At 37.1% G+C, this 24,914-nt stretch carries 17 protein-coding genes; 1 reads left to right on the top strand and 16 read right to left on the bottom strand.

Translation table 11 applies throughout. The features are described from left to right. Positions 1-15 precede the first annotated feature (15 nt). The 4 genes from RZ79_RS03965 to hisS all read right to left on the bottom strand — a co-directional run bounded on the left by RZ79_RS03965 (position 16) and on the right by hisS (position 5,311). On the bottom strand, positions 16-1,182 hold the full coding sequence (locus tag RZ79_RS03965) for a CDP-glycerol glycerophosphotransferase family protein (protein WP_191978968.1): 1,167 nt from the start codon (positions 1,180-1,182) through the stop codon (positions 16-18). 65 nt (positions 1,183-1,247) lie between these two features. Next, on the bottom strand, positions 1,248-2,126 hold the full coding sequence (locus RZ79_RS03970) for a YitT family protein (RefSeq protein WP_053795503.1): 879 nt from the start codon (positions 2,124-2,126) through the stop codon (positions 1,248-1,250). Between the two features lie 90 nt (positions 2,127-2,216). Continuing rightward, complete coding sequence (aspS, locus tag RZ79_RS03975; protein WP_054450117.1) at positions 2,217-3,998, bottom strand: aspartate--tRNA ligase; 1,782 nt, start codon at positions 3,996-3,998, stop codon at positions 2,217-2,219. A gap of 23 nt (positions 3,999-4,021) precedes the next feature. Further along, positions 4,022-5,311, bottom strand: a complete 1,290-nt coding sequence (gene hisS / locus RZ79_RS03980) for a histidine--tRNA ligase (protein ID WP_054450119.1) — start codon at positions 5,309-5,311, stop codon at positions 4,022-4,024. Positions 5,312-5,660: 349 nt separating this feature from the next. On the opposite strand from hisS, the gene RZ79_RS03985 reads away from it, so the two are divergent. Beyond that, positions 5,661-6,509, top strand: coding sequence for a fructosamine kinase family protein (locus RZ79_RS03985; protein WP_053795506.1), 849 nt, complete (start codon positions 5,661-5,663; stop codon positions 6,507-6,509). Here RZ79_RS03985 and RZ79_RS03990 read toward each other — a convergent pair. The 12 genes from RZ79_RS03990 to dnaK all read right to left on the bottom strand — a co-directional run bounded on the left by RZ79_RS03990 (position 6,506) and on the right by dnaK (position 24,896). Next, positions 6,506-7,135 (bottom strand): HAD-IA family hydrolase, encoded by a 630-nt coding sequence (locus tag RZ79_RS03990; RefSeq protein WP_054450121.1) that lies wholly within the window; start codon positions 7,133-7,135, stop codon positions 6,506-6,508. The two genes, RZ79_RS03985 and RZ79_RS03990, sit on opposite strands and share 4 nt — an antisense overlap. A gap of 42 nt (positions 7,136-7,177) precedes the next feature. Continuing rightward, positions 7,178-7,624, bottom strand: a complete 447-nt coding sequence (gene dtd, locus RZ79_RS03995) for a D-aminoacyl-tRNA deacylase (protein WP_054450125.1) — start codon at positions 7,622-7,624, stop codon at positions 7,178-7,180. 10 nt (positions 7,625-7,634) lie between these two features. Further along, positions 7,635-9,857, bottom strand: coding sequence for a RelA/SpoT family protein (locus RZ79_RS04000; RefSeq protein ID WP_054450127.1), 2,223 nt, complete (start codon positions 9,855-9,857; stop codon positions 7,635-7,637). A gap of 43 nt (positions 9,858-9,900) precedes the next feature. Next, the gene (locus tag RZ79_RS04005) at positions 9,901-10,644 is read right to left on the bottom strand and encodes an RsmE family RNA methyltransferase (protein ID WP_053795510.1); all 744 of its coding nucleotides are present in this window, start codon (positions 10,642-10,644) and stop codon (positions 9,901-9,903) included. Beyond that, complete coding sequence (prmA, locus tag RZ79_RS04010; protein WP_054450129.1) at positions 10,645-11,529, bottom strand: 50S ribosomal protein L11 methyltransferase; 885 nt, start codon at positions 11,527-11,529, stop codon at positions 10,645-10,647. It abuts the gene before it with no gap. 75 nt (positions 11,530-11,604) lie between these two features. Then, positions 11,605-11,934, bottom strand: a complete 330-nt coding sequence (locus RZ79_RS04015; RefSeq protein ID WP_034531650.1) for a hypothetical protein — start codon at positions 11,932-11,934, stop codon at positions 11,605-11,607. Positions 11,935-12,111: 177 nt separating this feature from the next. Then, complete coding sequence (locus RZ79_RS04020) at positions 12,112-12,852, bottom strand: DUF6198 family protein (protein WP_053792770.1); 741 nt, start codon at positions 12,850-12,852, stop codon at positions 12,112-12,114. 360 nt (positions 12,853-13,212) lie between these two features. Then, a complete protein-coding gene (locus RZ79_RS04025) occupies positions 13,213-18,252 on the bottom strand; it encodes a bifunctional glycosyltransferase/CDP-glycerol:glycerophosphate glycerophosphotransferase (RefSeq protein WP_054450131.1) in 5,040 nt (1,679 codons plus the stop codon). 151 nt (positions 18,253-18,403) lie between these two features. Then, positions 18,404-19,654: a uracil-xanthine permease family protein gene (locus tag RZ79_RS04030; RefSeq protein ID WP_054450133.1), complete on the bottom strand. Its 1,251-nt coding sequence runs from the start codon at positions 19,652-19,654 to the stop codon at positions 18,404-18,406. 177 nt (positions 19,655-19,831) lie between these two features. After that, a complete protein-coding gene (lepA, locus tag RZ79_RS04035) occupies positions 19,832-21,670 on the bottom strand; it encodes a translation elongation factor 4 (protein WP_054450134.1) in 1,839 nt (612 codons plus the stop codon). A 127-nt stretch (positions 21,671-21,797) separates the two neighbouring features. Beyond that, complete coding sequence (dnaJ, locus tag RZ79_RS04040) at positions 21,798-22,955, bottom strand: molecular chaperone DnaJ (protein WP_054450136.1); 1,158 nt, start codon at positions 22,953-22,955, stop codon at positions 21,798-21,800. Positions 22,956-23,036: 81 nt separating this feature from the next. Continuing rightward, positions 23,037-24,896 (bottom strand): molecular chaperone DnaK, encoded by a 1,860-nt coding sequence (dnaK, locus tag RZ79_RS04045; protein ID WP_053795517.1) that lies wholly within the window; start codon positions 24,894-24,896, stop codon positions 23,037-23,039. Positions 24,897-24,914 lie beyond the last annotated feature (18 nt).

The following is a 24,914-nucleotide window of genomic DNA, read 5'->3' on the forward strand; positions in this document are numbered from 1 at the left end:
TCAATCACACTTCCTTTACTTTAAAGTTTTAATATACCTGTCGATTACTCGACTTGTTGCAAAACCATCATTGTACTTGTTCCAATGGTGATTGAAATTGGTAAAATCTGTTTGTTTATCTTCACTAATTGCTTTTCTTAAATCATCCAAGGATGTAATTGGGTTTGTAGGTAACCAATTCAATAAATCATCTTGAATCCCTGGATTTTGTTTATATTGGTCTAAATCAAACATAAAGAACAATAGAGAATGCGCATTAGGCAATAGTGAATAATCAAAAGCAACTGATGAATAGTCAGTTACCAAGGTATCAGTTACAGCCAACAAATCTGTGGTTGATAATTGATTTGAAAACATCACGTTTGGATTCTTTGATTCTTTTTGCAATTTTTCTTCTAAGTCCTTTAGAAGCGGATGTAGCTTTACAACTACCATTGCATTAGGATCATTTGATAGGGCCTTAACAACACCCTTAGGTGGATTAAATGACCTACCCTCATCACGATATGTTGGTGCGTATAGGATTACTCGTTTGCCCTTCAATTGGGGAGCAAAGCTATAAACACGTCTTCTCGCAATCTTTTGCCATTTTTCCTTAAATAATCTATCAGATCTTGGATAACCAATCATCTTCATTTTCTCAAAGGAAACATGATAACTGTTCTCAAACACATGCCCCATTGTTTCGGAAGCAACCACGTATTCATCAAAGCTGTTATAAACCTTTTGAAAACGACGTTTGTCAGAAGCACTTCTATCCTTAGTAGAAGCATCTTCCCAACCAAACTTCTTAATTGCTCCGTTGGCATGCCATAATTGAACAACCTTTAAATCTTTTGGATGGGCAATCCCACCCATGAACGGAAAGTAATTGTCACAAAAGACAACATTACTTGCCATTATCTTTGGAATTAAATCAAATATTAATTTAAAACCATCCCGAAATAAGACGGTCTTAATTCCATATGCAGCCAAGTCAGTCGCAGCTGCTTCGCTTGATGATTCATAATATACATATAGCCTTTTATTTTTTGGCAATCGACGAGCCATCGATTTAATTAATCCAAGATTATTATCAAAGCTCATTATGTAAATTACATTCTCTTTTTTTCTGAAATAAAATAGTAAAGATACTATCTTAATTAAAAATATATACATAACCTTCAAAACAGATCCCACCATATTTAAAAACTATCACACAATCCAGTATTATATCACACTTAATGTATAAAAATTATTACATTTAACTATTCAACCTTGTGTTCATAGAAATGCCCCATAATAGTAGATGCTTCAGTCACACTTGCAAATGCGTGTTCATCTGATTCATCTAAAGCTTCCTGTAACTCGGATAGTTCATATCTTGAAATGGTCGTAAATAGAATTGTTTTTTCATCATGATTGTAGGCACCCTCAGCGCCGTGAATAATGGTGATTCCACGTGGAATGTGGTTTTGAATACTATCAATCACCGTCTTTGGATGATCGGTTACAACCAACACCTGCATTCTTTGTTGACGGGTGTAGGCAAAGTCGATTGCTTTAGCATTTACCACAATCCCAATTGCTGAGTAGAATGCGTATGGCCAACCATACGTAAATCCGGCTGCGGTAATGATGAAGATGTTGAAAGCGATGTTAATCGTTCCAATACTCCTCCCCGTCTTTCTTCTGATAACGATTCCTAAAATGTCCAATCCACCTGTAGAAATCTCGTTTTTCAAACTCATTCCTGTTCCAAAACCATTAACCACACCACCAAAGATGGCACAAATCATTGGGTCATTGGTTAGATACACCGGATGCAATGACTTAATCATAAAACTTGCTAGAAAAACAGTTAAGATAGTAAAACAAGTAAATTGATGACCAATTTGTTTCCATGCTAGTATAAAAAATGGAATATTTAATACAAATAAACCAATCGAAGGAGAAATGGAGAATGGTAAAAATCTCCCTGATAAAGTATTAATCAACTGTGATAAACCAGTAAATCCAGATGAGTAGATTTTACCTGGCGTCCAGAAAAAATTCATGGCAATTGATACCATGATTCCGTACATAAAGGCAGTTGACGCTTTCGCTAAGTATTGATGTCGTCTTAAAATCCTTTGAACATCGTCCATAAGTTTCATAACCTCTCATTTAATATGAAAATAGTATAACATAAATACGAATTAAAAAAAGACTTCCCTAATGGAAGTCTTTCTTTATTATTAAGCTTCTGGTTCGTCTTCAGTTTCTAGTCCTAAGTCATCTAATTGTTTCTTAGAAACAGGTGCTGGAGCGTTAGTCATTGGTTCAGTAGCCTTTGAATTCTTAGGGAATGCGATAACATCTCTAATATTTTCGGTTTGTGCTAATAATCTAGCAAAACGGTCTAAACCAATAGCTAAACCTCCATGAGGTGGGAAACCGTAGTCTAAGGCATCTAGGAAGTAACCAAATTGTTCTTGTGCGCTTTCTCTAGTGAAGCCTAAGGCCTTTAGCATCTTCAATTGTAGTTCCTTAGTATGGATACGGATTGATCCGCCACCAAGTTCTAGACCATTCAAGATAATGTCATAACTTTGAGCGTGAGCCTTGTGAGGGTCTTCGCCATCGTTTAGGTAATGTTCATCACCTTCGTTAGGCATTGTGAATGGATGGTGAGCTGGAACCCATCTGTCGATACCTTCGTCGTAGTCGAATAATGGCCAGTCAACAACCCATAAGAAGTCAAAGACGTCTGAAGGAATCATGTCTTGTTCCTTAGCGATTGCACATCTTAGGTAACCTAATGTGTCAGCAACAACTTTGTCTCTGTCAGCAGCGAATAGCAATAAGTCGCCTGCCTTAGCTTCGGTAGCTGCAAGCATTTGGTCAACAACACTTTGGTCATCGAAGAATTTAGCAATTGGACCAGTTAAACCTTCGTCGGTAACCTTCATCCAAGCAAGACCCTTGGCACCAAATCTTTCTACGTATTCTGCATATTTGTCGATGTCTTTTCTCGAGTACTTGTCAGCACCACCAGGAACGGCAATTGCTTTTACCTTACCGCCGTTTTCAATTGCGCCACTAAATACCTTAAATTTAACATCTTTAACGATGTCTGATAGATCCTTTAGTTCCATACCAAATCTAACATCTGGTTGGTCGGTACCAAAACGATCCATCGATTCTTGCCAAGTAATACGCTTGAATGGAGCCTTGATATCGATGTTTAAAGTATCCTTCATTACCTTAACAATTAAGCCTTCAGTTAGGTCTTGGATGTCTTCAGCATTTAAGAATGAAGTTTCCATATCGATTTGGGTAAATTCTGGTTGTCTGTCACCACGTAAGTCTTCATCACGGAAACAACGAGCAATTTGGTAGTAACGGTCAAAGCCTGAACCCATCAATAATTGCTTAAATAGTTGTGGTGATTGTGGTAGTGCATAAAATGAACCATGGTAAAGTCTTGAAGGGACAAGGTAATCACGAGCACCTTCTGGAGTTGAAACTGTTAAGTTAGGAGTTTCAATGTCTACAAAACCATTCTTGTTAAAGTATTCGTGAACTGCTTGAGTAATCTTACTTCTTAAGATAATTCCACGTTGTACCTCTGGACGTCTTAAGTCTAAGTATCTGTACTTCAACTTAGTTTCTTCTGAAGCTGTTATATTGTCCTTAATATCAAATGGAGGGTTTTCAGACTTGTTTAAGATTTTTACTTCTGAAACAGCAATTTCAATCTTACCAGTGTTAATGTCTGGGTTAACTTCCTTTTCACTTCTGGCAACTACAGTTCCTTTTACTTCGATTACATATTCATTTCTTAATTGATCAGCGATTGCCAATGCATCTGCGCTGTTCTTGTCACTAAATACTAGTTGGACAATTCCTTTACGGTCTCTTAAGTCAACGAAGATTAATTTACCTAAGTCACGACGTTTGGCAACCCATCCGTCTAAGCATACTTCTTGGTTTAAGTAGCTTTCGTCTACTAAACCACAATAAGTTGTTCGGTTCATAATATCTCTCCTAATCTTATTTTCTATTTAAAGTTCTTTGAAATTAATTCTGCAAAGTTATCTTTTACTTCATTAATATCTACAGTAACTTCGTTTCCATCAGCCATGTTCTTAACATGAATGGTGTTTGATTCTAGCTCATTATCACCTAAAGTTAGTGTGAACTTAGCATCTAGCTTGTCAGCACTCTTGAATTGCGCCTTTGGCTTACGTGCTAGGTAATCTTTATCAGCCTTAAAGTCTTGATTTCTTAGTGCTTGAACAATCTTAAGTGCTTCAACACTAGCATCGTCACCAATTCCAACTACATAAGCGTCTAAACCAAATGTGTCTGGAAATTGGAAGTTCTTTGAATCCATAAGTAGAAGTAATCTTTCTACCCCTAGACCAAATCCAACACCTGGCATTTGAGGACCACCTAGTTCTTCAACTAAGCCATCGTATCTACCACCGGCACAGATTGTAGTGTAGCCTTCACCTAATTCCTTAGCGTTAGCCATGATTTCAAAGATTGTGTGGTTGTAGTAGTCCAATCCACGAACCATTGTGTGATCAACATCGTATTTGATGCCTAAATCATCCAATAGTCTAGTTACCTTGTCGAAATGCTTTTGAGCATCATCGGTTAGGTAATCTAGAATTGAAGGTGCACCATCAACGATTAATTGGTCTTCTGGTGCCTTACTATCTAGCACACGAAGTGGATTTTTGTGTAGACGTTCCTTAGAATCATCACTTAGTTCTTCAAAGTGTGGTTCCAAGTAGTCAATCAATGCTTGACGGTAGTCAGCACGAGTTTGCTTATCACCTAATGTGTTAATAGCTACTCTCAAGTCATCAATTCCTAGGTTTTGTAGGTAGTTAACGGCCATTGAAATAACTTCAACATCTAATTCTGGTGATTCGCTGCCGAAAGCTTCAACACCGATTTGGTGGAATTGACGTTGACGACCAGATTGAGGACGTTCGTATCTAAACATAGGTCCCATGTAGTACATCTTTACTGGCTTAGGTGTATCTGGACCGTAAAGTTTATTTTCAACAAACGCTCTAACTACGCCGGCAGTTCCTTCTGGTCTTAATGTAATATGACGATCTCCCTTATCGTGAAAGTCATACATTTCTTTTGTAACAATATCCGAAGTTTCTCCTGATGTTCTTGAAAAAACATCGAAGCTTTCAAACATCGGTGTTCTTATTTCTTGATAACGATAAGCCGCAAACAACTTTCTAGCTGTTTCTTCAACAAATTGCCATTTTTCTGAAGTTCCTGGCAAAATATCTGCGGTTCCTTTTGGACGTTGATATCGCATGATAATCCCTCCGCAAACTTTAATAACTGAATAAAAAAAGCCCCTGTCTAAATAAAATCATTTAGACAAGGGCGCAAAAAGCACGGTACCACCTTTTTTTAACTCTTATGTAACGTATAATTACGAATGGCTTAGCCATTAGCCTCAAAAGTGTCTTTCCAGGATTTCTTTCGTCGTTATTTCACCAAACTAACGCTCTCTTATACCTAAGAAAATTCCGTACTCTTCTTTTTTCATCAGCGAGTATTCTATTCATGTTTTAGGTTAATGTAATTTACTTAAAAAGTCAAGAACTCACATATTTTGCTTCATTCTAAATCCATTGTAGAATGGAATAGAGGTGATATATATGAAGCAATTAACACAAGAATGGCTTGAACAATTACCAATTAAAAACGTAACTAAACTAACCCCTGTCTCAGGTGGCGATATCAATGATTCATATGAAATCATTGCCGATAACCAAAAATACTTTATGAAAGTCCAACCCAATAAAGGAAAGGAATTCTTCGAACACGAAGTCGAAGGAATCAACCTTATCGGTCAATATGCAACCGTCCCAACTATTATTGACTATGGTGAAATTGATGGTGATGGCTTTCTAATTCAAAAATGGATGAACCTATCACCATTTGGCAATCAATATCAATTAGGCCAAATGTTAGCCAACGTTCACATGCACCACAATGACCGTTTTGGTCTAGACAAAGACTTTAAACTAGGTCGCGTGCCAAAGACAAACACATGGCATGATAATTGGGCTGATTTCTTTATCAAACAACGTTTGAACCCATTAATGGATATGGCGATTAAAAACCGTGAAATTTCCAAAGAAGATTTAAACCACTTTGATAACCTAAAGAAAGCTTTCAAAAAAGATATGGATAGCCATCACAGTGATGCATCCCTTCTTCACGGTGACCTATGGAGTGGCAACTTCTCATTTCTAGAAGACGGCAATCCAATCTTGATTGACCCTGATGTCTACTACGGTGACCGTGAATTCGACATTGGTGTGACGACCGTTTTCGGTGGTTTCAATGCCGACTTCTACGAAGGATACAATGACACCTATCCACTCGATTCTGGATGGAAGAGAAGAATTCAATACTATCAATTCTTCTATCTACTGGCTCACTACGTCATGTTTGGCGGTGGCTATGGACTAGAAGTAAAGAGTATTCTTAGTCAATACTAGTCATTACGATGCAAGAAATCATAATAGTTGTTGATTGTTACTTCTGGGTTACCTGTAGAATTAATCATTCCATCTGGGTCAAATAAGCAGGCCTTGATTCCAGCATTATGAGCAGCATCAACGTCTATCTTTCTGTCCCCCATGAACATGCAATCACCACGATTAATGTCGTTATGTTTAATTAAATAGTTAACAGCTTCTGGATCAGGTTTTCTCTTGAAAGCCTGATTTTTTGTTACCATTTCGGTAAAGTAACCCTTTAATCCGGCATCTTCCAACATTGCAATGGCATCATCATCACGATGAGTTAGTAAAAAGTTTCTCCCACCATCATCGATATTTTGTGCTAATACCTTATCTACATTTATAAAGATATTGGAGTTTTTGACATTTTGTTTTTCGTATTGGTGATACTTATCATTAATTTTGTCGGCATCAATATTGAAATGAGCAGCATACTTTTGCACGCATGTTGCTAGCGAGTGTCGACGCATCACCTGATTAATTTCATAATCATCAATTTCAAACTCATCAATTCTCATATCAATTAAGGCATCAGCAAATGCATCAACCATAATTGGATACGTATCCATAATCGTTCCATCAAAATCCCAAATTAAATCCATGTCTTTCTCCCCTAATTAAAAAAGAGCTTTCACAAGCTCTTTTTATTTGTTTTCTGTATCAAAAATAATTGTAAACGGACCATCATTTTGCAAATCAACTTGCATGTCTGCGCCAAAACGTCCAGTTTCAACGTGATTACCAGCATCCCTTAATGCTTGGTTAAACTGGTCATACATATCTGATGCAAAATCAGGTTTTCCCGCCTTGGTGAATGAAGGACGATTTCCCTTCTTGGTATCAGCATACAAAGTAAATTGAGATACTGATAAGATTTCACCGTTAATTGATTGTAAGCTCAAATTAGTCTTACCATCTTCGTCAGCGAAAATGCGTAAGTTACTAATCTTTCGAACTAAGTAATCAATATCGTCTTTGGTGTCGCCATCTTTAATACCAACTAATAGCAAGTAACCCTGGTTAATTTTACCAACTAGTTCGTTATCAATTGATACGCTCGCATGACTGACTCTTTGAAGTACAACTCGCATAATTAGCTCCTTACATAAATGGTCTTTTTACCACGTAAACATCAGGAATATTCTTTAAGTGGTCAATAATCATATCCAATTGTTCTATGTTACGAACTCCTACCTTCAATGAAATAACGGCAGTCTTATCGTGATCCACTTTTCCTTCAATTGAATTGATTTGTTTGCAAATGGTGCTGACCTTCTTGATAACATCGTTCAACAAGTTATTGCGGTTGTAACCTTGTACTTCGATGTTAGCACTGAATGAAGCGTGATTATCTGAAGAAATGTTCCAAGTAACACTTACCAAACGTTCGTCATTATCGTTAATGTTTGGACAGTCTTTACGGTGAACAGATACCCCACGTCCTTTGGTGATGTATCCGACCACTTCATCGCCGGGAACTGGTGAACAACAGTGACTCAAACGAACTAATAGGTTGTCGACTCCTTCGATTACAATTCCATCTGAAGGCTTCTTATTAGTCTTGTTAGCATCATCGTTTGTCTTTTCGATTGTTTGGTGGTTTTCCAAAATATCTTTTTGTTGTTGTTCAATTCTCTTCTTTTCAGCTTTATCTCTGATGCTGGCAGTTAGAATGTTAACAATTCCGTTTGGTTGTTTATTTCCAAACCCTATTTCAGCAAACATATCGTTGACTTGATTGTAATATGTGCCCTTGATTGCATCTTCAAGATGTTCCTTGGTCATGATTTTATTAACATCATAACCAGCATCCTTAACCGCCTTGGTTAAGATTTCTCTTCCGGCGTTAACGTTCTTTTCACGATCACGTGTCTTGAAGTATTGACGAATCTTGTGCTTAGCACGGCTGGTGGATACCAGACTAATCCAGTCTTGGCTAGGACCAGCAGAGCTAGAAGATGTCATAATTTCAACGATGTCACCGGTTTTAATTTGGTAATCCAACGGTTCAATTTTTCCATTAACACGTGAACCAACGGTATGATTACCGATGTCTGTATGAATTAGGTATGCCATATCAAGTGGTCCGGCACCCTTTGGTAATTCCAACACATCCCCTTGAGGAGTGAATGCATATACGTGGTCCCCAAATAGGTCACCCTTTACGCCGTCCATAAAGTCTGAGGCGCTATCGGTATCTTCTTGTAGTTCAATAATACGTTTAAACCAGTTCAAACGGTTATTGTCTGAAGATTCCTTGACTTCATCTGTAGCTCCTTCTTTGTAAGCCCAGTGAGCAGCAACCCCGTATTCAGCTATTTGATGCATTTCCTTAGTCCTGATTTGAACTTCCAATGGACGTCCACCAGGTCCAACAACAGTCGTGTGCAAGGATTGGTACATATTAGCCTTAGGCATTGCAATGTAGTCCTTAAAACGACCAGGCATTGGTGACCACTTAGTATGGATGGCACCTAAAACTGCATAACAGTCCTTGATGGAATCAACAATGCATCTAACAGCCAAGAGGTCATAGATTTGTTCGAATTGCTTCTTCTTAATGACCATCTTGTGGTAAACGGAGTATAAGTGCTTTGGTCTACCATAGACTTCCACATTCTTAAGTCCCATTTGTTTAACCTGTTGGTTAACCTCTTTAACGGCTTCGTTAATGTATGAAACACGTTCGTCTCGCTTAGAGTTCATTAAGTGAACAATGCGGTAGTATTGTTGTGGGTTAAGGTATCTAAGTGAGATATCTTCTAGTTCCCACTTAATTGTCCCAATCCCCAAACGATCGGCAAGTGGTGCGTAGATTTCCAATGTTTCATTAGAAATACGACGTTGTTTTTCTGGTTTTAAATGCTTTAGGGTGCGCATGTTATGCAAACGGTCAGCCAATTTAACAATCATGACACGAATATCCTTACACATTGCTAGCAATAGCTTACGATGGTTTTCGGCTAATTGTTCTTGGTTAGACTTGTACTTGATCTTACCAAGCTTGGTAACACCGTCTACGATTAGTTCGATATCGTTTCCGAATAATTCAGCGATATCAGATAATTCTGCTCCGGTATCTTCAACAACATCGTGCAATAAGCCCGCACTAACGGTTTCTGGGTCCATTTTTAACGTTGCTAAAATACTAGCTACTTGAATTGGATGAACAATATAAGGTTCTCCGGATTGTCTAAATTGGTCTTTATGACAAATTGACGCAAATTCGTATGCTTTTTTAACAATTCCTACATGTTGTTCATTCATGTAACTGGAAATTTCTTTAAATAAGTCTTCTTTAGACCAAATCTTATGTTCAGACATTTCCAAAACCTTCTTCCAATCATTTCTTTTCTATATTCTATCATTAATTTAATGAGTTTAATTCCATATGAACTGATAAAGCTGATAAAAAATAAAATGGTGCTGTTTCAGTTCTTAAAATTCTAGGACCTAAACCACAAGTCAAATATCCCATGGATTGTAAAGTTTCAACTTCCTTAGGAGATATGCCTCCTTCAGGTCCAAAGAACATTGCGACACTTTCACCTGCTTTGGTCTGATCTAGCGTCTTAATTAAATCAGATTTTTCACCATGCTTAGCTGATTCTTCGTAAGCAATTAAACGGTGATCAAAATCGTAGTTGGCTAGTTCCTTGATTGAGCTAATGTACTCAACTTCTGGAATCACATTTCGGTGTGATTGTTCAGCAGCACTTCTAGCGATTTTTCTAAAACGTTGTAATTTCTTTTCTGCTTTATTGTTCCATTTAGCAATGGCCCAATCTGTTGGGGTAAAAATAATCTTTTTTACCCCTAATTCGGTGGCTTTTTGGACCACTAATTCAGCCTTTTCCTTCTTTGGCAAACCGCAAATAATAACGGCATCAGCTGGTAGTTCAACATCCTTATCAGATACTTCCACTACTTTAGCTAGATTGTTTTCATTATCGGTTAATTCGGCAACAAAAAGTTGATGATTTCCGTCGATTATTTCGAAACGATTACCCTCTGTGGAACGTAAAACACCCATAAAATGATGAGCGATATCAGCACTAACCTCAAATTCAGTATCATTACTCAATATTTGGTCTGTAAAGTAGTGTTGCATCTATTCATCATCCCTTCTTAAATGTGCTGTAATTCCGCACCAATCACCTAACATTGATACTTGATCAATCACGAAATCGTTGTCCTTAAGTGTTTGATTGGTAATATCTAGTTTTTCCTTAATAATACCGGAAATGATAATTTGTCCGCCAGGATTTAGATTATTAACTGCTTGTGGAATTAATGGTAATACCGCTTCTGGAAGCATGTTCGCAAAAATGATATCTACCTTTTTAGTAATACCATCTAGCAAACTATTCTTACCAACTTTAATGTCGTCAGCAAATCCATTTAAAGAAACATTTTGTTTGGCAGATGTAACGGCATCGTCATCATAGTCATAGGCTTCAATATCGGAAGCACCTAATAGTTTGGCACCGATACTTAAGACCCCAGAACCAGTTCCAATATCTAGAATGCTTTGACCTTCTCTAATGATGTTTTCAATCGCTTGAAGACATAAAACAGTGGTTGGATGTACCCCTGTACCAAAGGCTTTTTTTGGATCTAGTTTGATTACCAATTCGTCATCTGATTCTTTCTTATAATCTTCCCATACTGGTGAGATTGTTAAGAACTTGGTAATACGTTTTGCGTGGTAGTACTTTTCCCATTCAGTGTTCCACTTGTCATCATTTAAATCCTTGGTAACAACCTTACCCATTCCTGGATTTAGTCCAAAGCTCTTTAATTGGTCCACTCTTTCTTGGATTGCTGGCACCTTTGATTTAATGTCAAAGCCTTCTGGGAAATATGAGTTAATACTCAATACTCCATCGTCTCTTGAATCTAATTCCACACCTAGAGATCCAAATTCCATCAAGATGTTAATAACTGCATCTTGAGATTCATCATTTGTTAATACTGATATTTCAGTCCATTCCATTTCAAACACCCCTGTTAACTTTTACAAAAAAGGTGCATCCCTCTTATAGGACACACCCCCGATTAATTTAGCGTACTATTTCGATTCTGTCTTTTCTTTTTCTTGAATCTTTAGCTGCTTAAGTTTTTCCTCATGTTGTTGCAAGTGAGATTCCAAATAAAGCATCAATGAATTTTCATCCTTAAAAATTCGTGGATGTTTTTGTTTATGAAGTCTTAAATCAATTTCATTAATTTTTTGTCTACCTGTCCATTTGTGACCGTATCTGATGATCAAACGGTTATCTAGATGTTTCTTTCCAAATCTAAACACGTAAACGTTATCTGGAGTAAGCAATGGTCTAATGTAAGTCTTTTTGTAGTAGTATCCATTATCTCTTAAAAACTTTTTAGTTCGATTAAGCATTGTTTGTACACCTCCATTTTTAATATTTTGCAATTGCTTTTTAATAAAGCATAATCTGTCCATAAATCATTCTATATAAATTTTATATTAAGTTTGCCAAATTGTCTACCTATATTAGATATAAATAAAAACGCCAAATGTCTGTTGTTTACACAGAAATTTGGCGTTTAAGATTTATTATTTTACTTCTCCAACATCAAGAGCTTGATGCTTTAGCTTGGTAAAGACATGCTTATCGGCAATCCCTGTGATTCCTCCTTGGAAGAAGAATGCGAACAAGGTTCCTAATCCAAAGTTATTAAATTGGTGAGTAATTACAATAGCGATAATTGCCATGATAGTTGGTGGAATGTATGAGAACCACATTGCCTTTGAGGCATTTCCATCACAGTATTTAAATCTTAAAATTTGCATTAAATCATCAGCAGGATGTAGCGCAATGTTAACTCTTTGGTAAATTGAAATTGCGATTGCAATAAATGAAACACCAACGAAGTTAAGTAATACATATGCTAATGTCATTCCAATTCCGTGTGCTTCTGGTAACCAGTTACTTACAACACCGTTGAAATAGTTAATCAATAATGAGAATGGTCCTAAGAAAGCAGCGTTACCAATAACTCTGCTCCAACTCCATTTTCCAACTAAAATTGAGTTAAGAACTGTAATTAACATTCCTAGTCCAAAGAATGCCCAGAATAAAACCCATTTACCATCACCTAAAACAGCATATCCTAGATTGTTTTCAGCAGCTGTCCAGTATGCTGATCCTAAAAATGATGGATGAATTTTGGCACTAGTTACTAGTGTTAAAACATTCCCCAATGAGTTAATAACTAGTGAGATTAAAAAGTAAATAATAGAGCTTGTCCAAGAAATGGTTCTTTTTGACTTAGTAGCACTTGCACTAATTTGCATGATAGAAATACCCCTTACCTATAAATTTTAATATTATTTTTTAATTGTGAAAAAATTATCTATCGTTTGAAAGCTATCAAGCTATCAAAGACTTAGTGCAATAAAGCACAAACTTAATTAACAAATAAAGAATAACACGAAATATTATAAAATCAAGTTAATTGCCTCACATATCAATTAGTTTAATATGTCTTTGCAAATGATTTTTGTAATAATCATCACTTGCTTTTTGTTTGTGAACTTTATAACAAAATAAATTATAAACCATTTTAAAAATAAAATAAACCCCTTTCATAAAAAAGCTCAATCTTTTTTCAATAAAAAAAGAAGCACCAACGATAAACCGTTGATGCTTCAATCTTATTTGCTTAATTCTTCTGTATTTATCCAGTAATTATGATTGTCTAAACTGACTAATGCGTATTTAGCACCTAAGAATTCTTTGAATTCTCTATCACATAATTGAGCTGTCTTAATTACTTTCACTTCTCTATCACCATCTAAATACTTAACAAAATGATTATCACGATAGTTAGCGAAGTCCTTATCCTTTTCCCAAAGTGTTGCACCGTCTTTGGCAATCATTTGATCACTTAATCCTTGTGTTGATAAATCATCACTGTAGAATGTTTCAAGGCTATGATCACTTAGCATTTTTTCAACAGAACGTTTAGATGCATTACCATCCATCCAAGCTGAATACTTATTGTAGAATGCTTCATACTTATCATCAGGAGTCCATCGGTTGTTGAATATGTCATCAAGGCTTTCGATTACTTCATCATTAGTCTTAACGATTGGACCCGGTGCTTCCTTAATGAAGTCAAAGTAGAATCCACGAATGGCATTCGCATAATCTTCTAAATCATAGGTAAAGAAAATCATTGGACGTTTTAATGTTGCATAATCAAACATTACTGATGAGTAGTCAGTAATCAATACATCACTGATTAAGTACAATTCAGCAATATCTGGATAGTTGCTTACGTTTAGCGCGAAGCCTTCGTAATCACTTAAATCTAGATTGTTAGAGATTAAGTAATGAGTTCTAACTAATACGTATGCTTTACCCTCATAACGTTCTCGCATCTTTTGTAAGTCAAGGTGTAGCTTGGCGGTAAATTCATCGTTTTTAATGTATTCATTATCACGCCAAGTTGGTGCATACAAGATAACCTTCTTGTTATCTTCAATGCCCAAGTCTTCCTTGATTTCTCTGATGTCGTTAGAATTATGGTTTACTAAGATATCATTTCTTGGATATCCATCCAATTGAATTTGGCTAGCTTGCATTCTAAAGCAGCGTTGCATGATTTCTGCTGAATACATGTTAGGCGCAATCAATCTAGTCCATCTTCTGTTATCCTTGAAGACTTCTTCGTGGTACTTAGCAACGTTTACACCAGGCATTGTTACCTTCATAACGTCGGCACCAATGGTCTTTAGTGGTGTTCCATGCCAAGTTTGTAATACGACAGTGTCTTTACTTGGGTGCCATCTGAATGGACGACGTGAATTTGTTACCCAGTACTTAGCTCTTGCTTGTTTTAAGATTCCTCTGAAACCAAATCTAGTTACATAAGGAATTTGATTTAATTCAAAGAAGTCACGATCTTCCTTGTTGACGTTCCAGTATAGTTTAAATCCAGGATAGTTGGCTTTCATGTATTCATAAATTGCCTTAGGATTGTCTGAATATTGGGTTCCAAAGAAACTATCGAAAATTACAATATCCTTCTTAGCAAGACGTTTTGATAGTTCATTTAACAACTTTGCTTGAAAGAAGTTAGTATCCCAGAAATGGCCAATCTTCTTAAATAGCAAACTCTTGGCTGGTTCTTGGTCTAAATCTTCTCTTTGGGTATTCAATACTGTTTCAACAACTTGTTGAGTGGCATCCCCATTACGACCGTATTGAGCAAACTCATCACGGAATGTTTCCATTTGGTCTGCATAATTGTCAGCAACTGAATCGATATGTCTGATGCGATCAATCAATTCGTCTTCAGTCTTAACAATTGGTCCAGGCATTTGCTTGTAGTAATCCAAGTAGACACCTCGGTTAGCTTCGTCTAAGTACCAATCAGCATCGTATGCGTAGAAAATCATTGGACGTTTTAGATGTGCGTAGTCAAACATTACTGATGAGTAATCGGAGATCATTGCATCACTGATTAGGTACAAATCGTTAATATTATCGTAGTCACTAACGTCGTATACGAATCCAGGATTGTTGTAGAAACTATTTGAATGAGCTACAAAGTAATGCAAACGAACAAGTAGAACGTAACCGTCTGATAGTTTTGCTTGTAGTTTATCTAAATCAAGTTTGAAATCAAAACCACCATCAGCTCTAAATGTTGGTGCATATAAAACCACACGCTTATTTAGCGGAATACCCAGTTTGTTCTTAACTGAATTAATGTAATCAGTATTGTTGTGAGTGTATAGCTCATCGTTCCTAGGAAAACCTGATTTAATAATCTTTTGACTGTAGTTAAATGCATGTTTAGCAGTCTTTTCCATGTAATCAGAAGGTACTACTAAATAGTCCCAACGACGGTTTCTCATCGCAAAACGATTTTGTAACTTGTTGGTACCAAACTTAAAGTGAGGTTCATCAAATCCCATGTGCTTTAAGAATGTTCCGTGAAGTGTTTCCACTTCGATTTGACCCTTACGCTTAGCGTAACGGTTAGGCATGTTGGTGTTTTGAATAATGTATCTTGAAACAGCCAAGTAGTACCAGTACTTAAATGTGTTTACTCGAACCTTTTCACCGTCTCCAGTAATATTGGTTTCGATGTTGTTGAAAATCCATACCGGTTTGATTTCAGGATGATTTTCTTCAACGTATTGGTACATCAACTTTTCGTTACTATCAAACTTACTTGACCAATAAGAGTCAAAGACCATCACATTTCTAAGTGGTAATAATCTCATTAATGGATATAAAACGGAGTAAGAAATGGCACGTAAGCCCTTCTTAGCATCCATCGCTCCGAAGAATGGTTGATCTACCTTAAAGATAAGATTCATGCTCTTATCCTTCTTTACCGCATAGAAAATTTGAGACTTGCCATTGAATGGTAATTCAGTAGTCTTGATACGACACTTCTTGGCGTACTTAATGCGGTAAGTATGCGCTTTACCATCAACTTGAAGATAAATCTTAAATTGATAATCACCTTCAAGTAAATCTAGTTGTTCATTGTTGTTCGAAGTTAGTGCAAAGTCAAAGTCGAAGCTATCACCATTAATTTGGAAATGGTTAGATACTGAATCTAATGTCTTTCTAGTTGCCTTATCAGCACTAATTAATTCAACATGGGCTTGCGATACCAAGACGCTGCTTGGGTCGACTGCTTTGTTCATTTTGGCGGAAACATGTAGAACGTTGTTGGCATCAACCGAGACCTTCTTAGCCACGAATGGTGCTTCTTCAATCACCAGTTGCATATTTTTGATATCACCATAGAACAATGAAATAGCATACCCATCGTCTAGATTAATTTGTTGGTTAATCTTGGTTGAAGAGAATGAGTAATTCATTTCAGCATGGGTAAAGTTATCCAAAATAATTAACTTAAGTTCTTGGTTATGAGCCTTGTCATTAATTTCCTTAACATTAAACGCAAAACTGTTGTCATTTTGATCAATTGAATGAATAGCAGTACCATTTGCTGCCATCAAGACTGCATTGTAACCAGATACATCCATGTTATCGACGTTAAAACTTAGTTCTTGCTTATCGTCGCTGACTGTTGGATAACTAACCACCGGTCTTCTATCAGAATCCGAATTTAAATCGATTACTTCAAAGACTAGTGAACCAACACTGTTAAATCTGGTAATCAGTTTTACCCCATTGTATTCAAACGGTAGAATGGCTTTTTGGGTTAACTTTTCAATTGGATCAGTAGCAAAATCCTTTACCATGATGTGGTTATCCACGGTGTTTTTGATTTGTACCTTCCAAGTTCCAACGCCTAAAATATCGATAGCTTGCTTGATATTAAACTTAACTTCGTAATCAGCGTTGTTGTACTTAGCATTTGGTTTTAAAGTTCTTCTAACAAAAGGACTTTCCACCCTCTTGATTTTAACCTTCACGGTCTTTTTATTTTTAACGTTAATCAAGCTAGCTTGTAGTGATTCGTTCTTGTTTCCGTCACCAAATGTTTGTTTAACAAGGTGAAGCTTAGTAATCTTGAATGCTCCATCGATTTTAATATCACCGTTATCAACATTTGTAAATTCAACGTCTCTAATCTTTTGGTTAAAACGACTATTGTTATCGTTTAAATTAACATTATCAACTAGTTGCTTCTTATCACCTAGTTCAGGCGCAATTAGTCGGTAGTTTGATCCACCAATTGAATGTTTAAATTCACCAATTTGCTTTTTATAAGAAATGTCGTTAATGACATCGACATCGTTATATCTAATTGCTGAATATAGAATTTGTTGTTTGACTGGCAAATGGTAGAAGATTTCTGAATCCCACAAGTGCCAATCTCTTAGGAACTTGTAAACCATTTCTTGAGCTTGGTAAATATAATCACTGCTATTATCACCTAGATTTTGAATAAAGATAAATAAATCTAGGAACAATGCCTTATATTTAAAGTCCTGAACAAATGCGTCTTCTTCACTAAATCCATTACTTAAAATGATTTGTAGTGTTCTTCTAAGTGAACTTAGTCGACTTTCAAAGTTTGAAAGCGCACTTCTTGTTTGGGTAATGGAATCGGCACTTTCACGCCATCTCCATTCATAGACATCATCTTCTACAACTGAAGTCTTACGTGACTTCAAATGTGCCTCCATTGAAAATGGAATATCTTCGTAGATGATGCCTTCCACAAACTTGATGCTGTTATCAAGCAAGAAGGAACGCTTGTATAGTTTATTCCAACTGGTTGTGTCATAAATCAAGTCATGGTTGGTTGTAATGTGCGTATTATCGTAATCATCGTGCACAGCAAAAGAATGTAGGTATGAGTTTTCATAACGATCCTTATCAAATCGTTTAACAAAACCTACAACTAAGTCTGAGTCGTTTTGACGTGCTTTAAACGCCATTGAAGGATAAGCATTAGCAGGAACAATGTCATCACCATCAACGAAGGCAATGTACTTTCCTCTAGCGTGCTTCATCCCATAATTTCTAGTGTTACTTAAACCACCGTTTTCTTTATGTAGTGCTCTAAAACTATTATATTTATTTGCGAATTCATCAATAATTTTACTTGTATTATCAGTTGATCCATCATCAATCATCAATACTTCAAGGCTTTCCATAGGGAAATTTGTATTAGCAATGGATGACAAACATTTTTCAATGTAATCTTGTACGTTATAGCAGGCCACTATCACGGATAGATATGGTTCATTCATATTTAAGTGCCTCTCTCATAATATTTTCCAATAAAAAATACCAATTAAAACTTGGCATATCAGTCTAATAATGCGGCAAACTCTCTCTAATTTACCTATCTGCATTATATCACTAAAAGCACTGTTTTTAATTGGTAATTATTAATCTTTACTAATTTTTAGGTAATACAATATTCAATAAAATTCCTAAGATTACGGATACAGCTAGTCCATTTAATGGCAATGTTCCGATTTTGATAATGAAACCACCGACTCCGATTACCAAAATGGTTGAAACAATCATTAAATTACGCTTATTTGCTAAATCAATTTTATTTTCAATCATGATTTTAATCCCGCTAGAAGCAATCGTTCCAAACAATAGGAAACTGATACCACCGATTACAGGTAGTGGCATTTGCATAATTAACACATTTAACTTGTTCACAAATGAGAATAAAATGGCAAATACTGCGGCACCAATCAATACATAGACACTGTGAATCTTAGTAATCGCCATCACTCCGATGTTTTCACCATAACTAGTCACGGCTGGCCCACCGACTAATCCAGCAAACATTGAAGCTAAACCGTCACCTGTTAAGGTTCTGTTTAAACCAGGATCCTTAAAGTAGTTTCTGCCAGTTAATTCATCTAGTACCATCAAGTGACCTAAATGTTCTGTAATGGTAACGAAGGCAATTGGCGCGATGGCGATAATTGCACCCCATTCAAATTTCACATTGTATGAAACAAATGGAATTTCAAACTTAGGCATTGAGAACCATGGGGCATTGGCGATTGTACTTAGGCTAACTAATCCCATCGCAATTGATAGAACATATCCACAAACAATGGCTAATAGAATTGGCATAAAGCCTAGAAAACCCTTTAGGTACATGTTAAAGAAGATTGCTAATAGCAATGTTATTAGTGCGACAAACACGTATTTGTAGTCATAATTTCCATTGTTTAGCATTGCATCATTGGCAGCACTAGATGCTAATGATAAACCAATTACGATTACAACCGGTCCAACCACGACCGCAGGAAGTAACTTATCAATCCATTCTGAACCAATCATGGCAATGACTAGTGCAACAATTAGGTAAATTACACCAACAGCGATGACTCCTTGGGCAATTCCCGGATAACCAGTCACTTGCATTAAATACTTCATTGGTACGATGAACGCGAAACTAGATCCCATGTAAGCTGGAATCTTCTTTTGTGTTACTAGAATGTGAATTAAAGTCCCCACTCCTGAAGTAAACAAAGCGATGCTGGGGCTTAATCCTACCAATAGCGGTACGATTACTGTACTCCCAAACATTGAAAACATGTGTTGTAGTGATAACCCGACCCAAAGCAAGAATCCTGGTTTATCGTTAACATCTAAAATGGTATCTGAATTTTTATTCATAACCAATCCCCCTAAATGATTTCAGAGCTTTAATCTAGCAAAAAAGGTCCATTCATCCCTAGACGAATAGACCTTCACAAATTTTTATTAAATTCGCTTATCTTATCAGCCTCACGGGACTAAATTAAAGACTCTATATTTTCAATATATCATACTGATAATTTCTTATGAAGTCAATTACTTTTTATCACTTTCATCTTCATCAGTTTGTAGAACAGCCATGAATGCGGCTTGTGGAATTTCCACCTTACCAACGGCCTTCATACGTTTCTTACCAGCTTTTTGCTTTTCTAATAGCTTCATTCTTCTGGTTCTGTCACCACCATATAGGTGAGCAGTAACATCCTTACGGTATGCCTTGATGTTAGTTCTGGCAATTACCTTAGCTCCAATTGCAGCTTGGACAGGAATTTCGAAGTTTTGACGTGGAATAATCTTCTTAAGTTTTTCAACGATTACTCGAGCACGACTAGCTGAGAATTGACGGTGAGAAATGAAACTCAATGCATCGACCTTTTCACCGTTCAATAGGATATCAATCTTAACTAGATCAGAAGGCTTGTAGTCCCCTAATTCGTAATCAAGTGAAGCATATCCTCTAGTGGTTGACTTCAACTTATCGAAGAAGTCAAAGATGATTTCTGACAATGGAATTGAGTACATGATGTTGACACGATAATCATCAATATATTCCATTGTTTCGAATTGCCCACGACGTGATTGGCAAAGCTCCATCACGGCACCAACATAATCGTTAGGCACCATTACAGTTGCTTTTACGTATGGCTCTTCAACCGCTTTGATTTCTGAAGCATCTGGCATTTCCGATGGGTTTTCCACATCTTTTCTTTGACCATCGGTGGTAAAGACGTGGTAAGTAACAGATGGAGCAGTGGTGATTAGATCAAGATTGAATTCTCTTTCTAGTCGTTCTTGCACAACATCCATGTGTAGCATTCCTAAGAATCCACATCTAAAACCAAATCCAAGTGCTTGTGATGATTCAGGTTCAAATTCCAAAGCAGCATCATTTAGTTTAAGTTTTTCAAGTGATTCTCTTAAGTCACCAAACTTAGCATTGTCGGTTGGGTATAAACCAGAATATACCATTGGCTCCATTTCACGGTAACCTGGTAATGGCTCATCGGCCGGATGGTCCGCATTAGTAACAGTATCACCAACACGAGTTTGGTTGATATCCTTAATACTTGCGGTGATGTATCCAACGTCTCCTGCCATTAGGTATTCTCTTTGAACAGGATGTGGAGAGTTCACACCAACTTCGGTAACTTCGTATTCACTACCACTGTTCATTAATCGAATTTTGTCTCCTGGTTTAACAACACCATCACGTAAACGAACACTCAAAACAACCCCACGATAATCATCGTAAACAGAGTCGAAGACAAGTGCCTTTAGTGGTGCATCCAAATCACCTTGAGGAGCAGGTACTTCTTCTACGATTCTTTCCAATAGGTCTTCAATTCCGATTCCCTTTTTAGCACTAGCTAAAACAGCGTTTTCGGCATCGATACCAATGATATCCTCAACTTCTTTTTTAACCATGTCTGGTTGCGCAGAAGGTAAATCAATCTTATTAATTACAGGAACAATTTCCAAGTCATCATCGATTGCCAAGTAAACATTGGCTAGAGTTTGTGCCTCAACACCTTGAGCAGCATCAACAACTAAAACGGCACCTTCACAGGCAGCCAAACTTCTTGATACTTCATATGAGAAATCGACATGTCCCGGTGTATCGATAAGATGAAATTCATAGTCATGACCATTCTTAGAATGGTACTTTAGCTCAACTGCATTCAACTTAATTGTGATTCCACGTTCTCTTTCTAGTTCCATGTCATCCAATAATTGGTTTTGCATATCTCTTTTTGCGACAGTATCTGTCATCTCTAAAATTCGATCGGCTAAAGTAGATTTACCATGATCAATATGAGCAACAATCGAAAAGTTACGAATGTATTTTTGATGTTCCTTCATTTTTGCTATGTCCATGTTTATTCCTACTTTCAACGTAATGTATTAATACAATTATAACAACCAAAAAGACAATGCACAAACTAAATCATGCTATCGGAATTCTTTTCGGCAACAAAAAAGAGTCGCATAAGCGACCCTTAATTTATTTCTTGCCGTTCATAGCATCTTTCATCTTTTCGAAGAATCCACCATTCTTGTATTCTTCTTCACCAGATGCTTCAGCAAAAGCTTTTAGAGCTTGTTTTTGTTGTTTGTTTAAACTCTTAGGAGTGACAATCTTAACAGTAACTAGTTCATCACCTTTTGAACTGCTGTTAAGCTTAGGCATTCCCTTACCTCTTAGTCTGAAGGTAGTGTTTGATTGAGTTCCAGCTGGAACCTTCATTTCAACATCACCATATACGGTCTTAACCTTGATGGTGCTACCTAGAGTAGCTTGAGTAAATGAGATGTTTTGTGAGTAATGTAAATCAGAGCCATCGCGTTCAAAGTCACGACTAGGTTTAACTCTAAATACGATGAATAAGTCACCGTAAGGTCCACCATTTTCACCAGCTTCACCTTGACCTTGTAACCTCATTTGTTGTCCATCATCAACACCTGCAGGAATGTTTACTTCTACCTTGTGACTTTCGTGCATGTGACCTGAGCCACCACACTTAGGACACTTGTCCTTAATTTCTTTACCAGTTCCACCACAAGTAGGACATGGATGTTGAGTTTGCATTTGACCTAACGGTGTATTTTGAACTGATGTTACGTAACCACTACCGTTACATTGGTGACAGGTTTCTGGATGAGTTCCTGGTTTTGCACCTGAACCATCACAGGTATCACACTTAGCTTCACGGTCGTATCTGATAGTAGTCTTCTTACCGAAAACGGCATCTTCAAAATTGATTGTCATTTGGTATTGAAGATCACGACCCTTAACAGGAGCATTTGGATCTCTTTGAGCGCCTCTTGCTCCACCACCAAAGAATTGGCTAAAAATGTCATCGAAGCCGCCGCCACCGAAACCAGAGAATCCTCCAGCTCCGCCACCGAAGCCTCCGGCACCTCCACCGAATCCACCGGCTGGGCCATCAGCTGAACCAAATTGGTCGTAATTACGACGTTTTTGTTCATCACTTAGTACTTCGTAAGCTTCGTTAATTTCCTTAAACTTCTTTTCAGCACCGGGTTCTTTGTTGATATCAGGATGATACTTCTTAGACATTTTACGGTAAGCGTGCTTAATGTCATCTTGACTGGCGTCTTTTGATATTCCCAGAATTGAATAGTAATCCTTATCTGCCATTTTTATCCCCCATAACCTTCATTTTGAAATAAAAGGCCAAAGCCCAACAAGTCAGACTTTGACCCTTTTAAAGTAATCTAATTACTTATTGTTTTTATCATCATCATGAACTTCATGGAAATCGCCGTCAACAGTGTTGTCGTCTTTACCCTTGTTGTCTGATGAATCGTTTGCGTTACCTTGTTGATCTGAACCTTGTTCTTGTTGTTGTTGGTATAACTTAACAGCAAGTGCTTGAACTTGTTGACTCAAATCATCCTTCTTAGCTTTCATTTCGTCTAAGTTGTTGTCTTCTTTAGCCTTCTTCAATGCATCTTCAGCTTCTTTAGCCTTCTTGATTTCATCTTCAGAAACCTTTCCTTCAACATCCTTTAGAGTCTTGTCAGTTTGGAAGATTAATTGATCTACTTCGTTCTTCAAATCAACTTCTTCTTTACGCTTCTTGTCTTGTTCTTCGTTCTTCTTAGCTTCATCCATCATACGATTGATTTCATCATCTGATAGACCGTTTGAATCCTTGATGGTAATCTTTTGTTCCTTACCAGTACCTTTGTCCTTAGCAGAAACGTTTACAATACCATTCTTATCGATATCAAACTTAACTTCGATTTGAGGAACACCACGAGGTGCAGCAGGAATGTCAGTTAATTGGAATTGACCTAAAGTCTTGTTATCAGCTGCCATTGGACGTTCACCTTGTAGTACGTGAATATCTACGGCTGGTTGGTTATCAGCGGCAGTTGAGAATACTTGTGACTTAGAAGTTGGGATAGTTGTGTTTCTATCGATTAACTTAGTGAATACACCACCCATAGTTTCGATACCTAATGATAGTGGAGTAACATCAAGTAATACAACGTCCTTAACATCACCAGTTAGAACACCACCTTGCACAGCGGCACCTAAAGCAACGGCTTCGTCAGGGTTGATTGAGTGGTTTGGTTCTTTACCAGTCCAGCTCTTAACAGCTTCTTGAACAGCTGGAATACGAGTTGAACCACCGTTTAGGATAACTTCATCAATATCTGAAGTGCTTAGACCAGCATCTTTTAGAGCGTTGTCAAAAGCAACCTTAGTCTTGTCAACTAAGTCAGAAGTTAATTCGTTAAACTTAGCACGTGATAGTGTAGTTTGTAAGTGAAGTGGACCATTTTCACCTGATGAGATGAATGGAAGACTGATTTCAGTTTCAGAAACACCAGATAGATCCTTCTTAGCCTTTTCAGCAGCATCCTTTAGTCTTTGTAATGCCATCTTGTCTTGTGATAAGTCGATGCCATTTTCGTTCTTAAATTGTTCTACTAGGTAGTCCATAACTCTCTTATCAAAGTCATCCCCACCTAAGTGAGTATCACCATTAGTTGATAGTACTTGGAATACACCGTCACCTAATTCAAGAACAGAAACATCAAAAGTACCACCACCAAGGTCATATACAAGAACCTTTTCGTCTTTGTCTTGCTTGTCAAGACCATAAGCTAATGATGCAGCAGTTGGTTCGTTGATGATACGTTTTACATCTAAACCAGCAATCTTACCAGCATCCTTAGTTGCTTGTCTTTGTGAGTCATTGAAGTATGCAGGAACAGTGATAACAGCTTCACTAACAGTGTCACCTAAGTAGTCTTCAGCGAATCCCTTAATGTATTGTAGAATCATTGCTGAAATTTGTTGTGGAGTGTACTTCTTACCATCAACATCTACAGTGTAACCTTCTTCACCCATGTGACTCTTAATTGAAGCAATGGTGTTTGGGTTAGTAATCATTTGACGCTTAGCAACTTCACCAACTTGTGGTTCGCCATCTTTAAACGCAACAACAGATGGAGTTGTACGTGAACCTTCTGGGTTTGTAATGATTTTTGGTTCATTACCTTCAAGAACAGCAACAGCTGAGTTAGTAGTACCTAAATCGATACCGATAATTTTATTACTTGCCATAATTTATTATCTCCTTGA

Origin of the sequence: Apilactobacillus kunkeei DSM 12361 = ATCC 700308 (genome assembly GCF_001281265.1) — a bacterium.
Lineage (GTDB): Bacteria > Bacillota > Bacilli > Lactobacillales > Lactobacillaceae > Apilactobacillus > Apilactobacillus kunkeei.

Bases quoted from the DNA above. Each gene is read 5' to 3' on its own strand.
- RZ79_RS03965 (WP_191978968.1), bottom strand. From the start codon at position 1,182: ATGGTGGGATCTGTTTTGAAGGTTATGTATATATTTTTAATTAAGATA.
- RZ79_RS03970 (WP_053795503.1), bottom strand. From the start codon at position 2,126: ATGGACGATGTTCAAAGGATTTTAAGACGACATCAATACTTAGCGAAA.
- aspS (WP_054450117.1), bottom strand. From the start codon at position 3,998: ATGAACCGAACAACTTATTGTGGTTTAGTAGACGAAAGCTACTTAAAC.
- hisS (WP_054450119.1), bottom strand. From the start codon at position 5,311: ATGCGATATCAACGTCCAAAAGGAACCGCAGATATTTTGCCAGGAACT.
- RZ79_RS03985 (WP_053795506.1), top strand. From the start codon at position 5,661: ATGAAGCAATTAACACAAGAATGGCTTGAACAATTACCAATTAAAAAC.
- RZ79_RS03990 (WP_054450121.1), bottom strand. From the start codon at position 7,135: ATGGATTTAATTTGGGATTTTGATGGAACGATTATGGATACGTATCCA.
- dtd (WP_054450125.1), bottom strand. From the start codon at position 7,624: ATGCGAGTTGTACTTCAAAGAGTCAGTCATGCGAGCGTATCAATTGAT.
- RZ79_RS04000 (WP_054450127.1), bottom strand. From the start codon at position 9,857: ATGTCTGAACATAAGATTTGGTCTAAAGAAGACTTATTTAAAGAAATT.
- RZ79_RS04005 (WP_053795510.1), bottom strand. From the start codon at position 10,644: ATGCAACACTACTTTACAGACCAAATATTGAGTAATGATACTGAATTT.
- prmA (WP_054450129.1), bottom strand. From the start codon at position 11,529: ATGGAATGGACTGAAATATCAGTATTAACAAATGATGAATCTCAAGAT.
- RZ79_RS04015 (WP_034531650.1), bottom strand. From the start codon at position 11,934: ATGCTTAATCGAACTAAAAAGTTTTTAAGAGATAATGGATACTACTAC.
- RZ79_RS04020 (WP_053792770.1), bottom strand. From the start codon at position 12,852: ATGCAAATTAGTGCAAGTGCTACTAAGTCAAAAAGAACCATTTCTTGG.
- RZ79_RS04025 (WP_054450131.1), bottom strand. From the start codon at position 18,252: ATGAATGAACCATATCTATCCGTGATAGTGGCCTGCTATAACGTACAA.
- RZ79_RS04030 (WP_054450133.1), bottom strand. From the start codon at position 19,654: ATGAATAAAAATTCAGATACCATTTTAGATGTTAACGATAAACCAGGA.
- lepA (WP_054450134.1), bottom strand. From the start codon at position 21,670: ATGGACATAGCAAAAATGAAGGAACATCAAAAATACATTCGTAACTTT.
- dnaJ (WP_054450136.1), bottom strand. From the start codon at position 22,955: ATGGCAGATAAGGATTACTATTCAATTCTGGGAATATCAAAAGACGCC.
- dnaK (WP_053795517.1), bottom strand. From the start codon at position 24,896: ATGGCAAGTAATAAAATTATCGGTATCGATTTAGGTACTACTAACTCA.